The following is a 1,817-nucleotide window of genomic DNA, read 5'->3' as shown; positions in this document are numbered from 1 at the left end:
GATGATGTGGGTTCGATTCCCACTGCCCGCTCCAGAAAAAAGCTTTTCAGCCTGCGAAGATGGGGTTACCCGGAGTGGCTGGAAAGCGCATCAGAAGGGCGCATTTAGTTTTGGTACGCACTATCGATCCCTACCCTGGGTTTTCTAAGTGCGCCCCTCGGTGTGAAGTGACAGTCGGGAAAGACCGGCATCCATTCGAACCCTGGCATCAGCCGGGGTTTTTCTATTTTAGGGCTGCGCTAATGCGCGGCCTTTTTTATGTCTTACGCCCGGCGTTCGCTGAGCGAGCAAAGGAGCAAGAAGATGGCTGAGCCTGTAGGTACTACTGGTGCGGCGACAACAGCATTAACCGGTGTGACCGTAGTCGGGCTGTTATCAGGCGTGGACTCCGGTGTGTTGATCGGTGCATTTGCCGGGGCGGTAATTTTCGTTATGTCCGCCAGTGAGTTTTCGTGGCTAAAAAAGATGGCACTATTCGTTGCCTCTTTGCTGGTGGGGATCCTTGCTGCACCGTTTGCAGCGGCGATTATCACGTGGGCGACCCCGGTCGGTATTGAGGCTCATGAGCCGGTTGGTGCGCTGGTGGCCTCTGCAATAGCTGTCCGACTCCTGATGTCAGCAAGCCAAAACCCAACAGGATTTTTTGACCGGTTCCGGCGAGGGGGGAGCGATGCTAAATGAATACCTCTTAATCGTGAATGCTATCACCTGCGCGGTGATAGCCGCCCGTATGATGCTGTATCGCCGAAATGGTGCGACGCATAGGCCTCTCGCCGCCTTCTGTGCCTGGCTGCTGATTGTGGCTAGCGCTTCGGTGACCATCCGCATTCTGACTGGCGACTATCACTATTCGAACTGGTCGGAGACATTGATCAACATGGCGTTCTGCGTTGCGGTGATCGCATCGCGTGGCAATGTTATGGCCCTGGCAAAACCTTTCTCGAGATAACCCCATGATAAAAGACCAATTTAAAGAGGCGGCTGGTATTGCTGCCGGATTAGCTACGCGCTGGTTTCCGCACCTGGAGACTACCTTCACCGAATTTGGGATCACTTCTCCGGTGGAGCAAGCGATGTTTATCGCCCAGGTCGGCCATGAGTCGGCAGGCTTTACCGCTGTGGCGGAATCCTTCAACTATAGCGTAACTGGCCTGCAATCCACATTCGGCCACCGGCTTACAGCGGATCAATGCAAGATGCTTGGTCGCCAGCAAGGAGAAACCGTAGTGCCGGCCAACCGCCAAGCGGCGATTGCCAATCTGGTTTACAGCGGGCGACTGGGCAATAAAGGGCCGGGTGATGGTTGGAAATACCGAGGCCGCGGGCTTATTCAGATCACCGGCTTGGAAAATTATCGAGCTTGCAGCGCTGGCATTAAAACTGATTTGGTTTTGGTGCCGGATCTGTTGGAACAAGACGAATATGCCATGCGTTCCGCTGGCTGGTTCTGGAACTCTCAGAGCTGCGGAAAATACACGGGGGACGTCGAGCGGGTAACGTTGCTGATTAACGGCGGCAAGAATGGCCTGGCAGACCGCCAAGAGCGATTTGAGCGTGCGCGTCAGGTACTGGAATGACTGGCTGGGTTTCAAAACTGACCGGCGGAGGATTATTGCTCCTGCTGGTGGTGTCGATTTGCCTGGGTGGATACAGCTCGTTGTTGTCACATCGGCTGGAACTGGCACGGCAACAGGTAGCACAACAGAAAAAAACGCTGGCGCAGCAGGCCGGACTGATCGCCACCATGCAGGAACAGGACGCCCGTAACCGCAAGCTGATGGCCGAACAGCAACGGAGAGAGCAGCAGCTGCGCCAGC

3 protein-coding genes and 1 pseudogene are annotated in these 1,817 nt (G+C 55.5%); all 4 read left to right on the top strand.

All coding sequences use genetic code 11. The annotated features are described in order from the left end of the window. The first annotated feature begins 303 nt into the window (after window positions 1-303). Entirely contained in the window at window positions 304-681 is a 378-nt protein-coding gene (locus ADK28_RS04150) for a putative holin (protein ID WP_048794968.1), read from the top strand. After that, a complete protein-coding gene (locus ADK28_RS04145) occupies window positions 671-949 on the top strand; it encodes a phage holin family protein (RefSeq protein WP_048794967.1) in 279 nt (92 codons plus the stop codon). Before ADK28_RS04150 ends, ADK28_RS04145 begins: the two co-directional genes overlap by 11 nt. A gap of 4 nt (window positions 950-953) precedes the next feature. After that, on the top strand, window positions 954-1,577 hold the full coding sequence (locus ADK28_RS04140) for a glycoside hydrolase family 19 protein (RefSeq protein WP_048794966.1): 624 nt from the start codon (window positions 954-956) through the stop codon (window positions 1,575-1,577). Further along, window positions 1,574-1,817 (top strand): annotated as a pseudogene (locus tag ADK28_RS29725) (DUF2570 domain-containing protein); the annotation flags it as partial. The gene ADK28_RS04140 and the pseudogene ADK28_RS29725, both read left to right, overlap by 4 nt.

Origin of the sequence: Serratia sp. 506_PEND (assembly GCF_001076875.1) — a bacterium.
Lineage (GTDB): Bacteria > Pseudomonadota > Gammaproteobacteria > Enterobacterales > Enterobacteriaceae > Serratia > Serratia marcescens.
The sequence above is the reverse complement of the archived record's forward strand: the minus strand, read 5'-3'. Positions and strand labels throughout refer to the sequence as shown.

Bases quoted from the DNA above. Each gene is read 5' to 3' on its own strand.
- ADK28_RS04150 (WP_048794968.1), top strand. From the start codon at position 304: ATGGCTGAGCCTGTAGGTACTACTGGTGCGGCGACAACAGCATTAACC.
- ADK28_RS04145 (WP_048794967.1), top strand. From the start codon at position 671: ATGCTAAATGAATACCTCTTAATCGTGAATGCTATCACCTGCGCGGTG.
- ADK28_RS04140 (WP_048794966.1), top strand. From the start codon at position 954: ATGATAAAAGACCAATTTAAAGAGGCGGCTGGTATTGCTGCCGGATTA.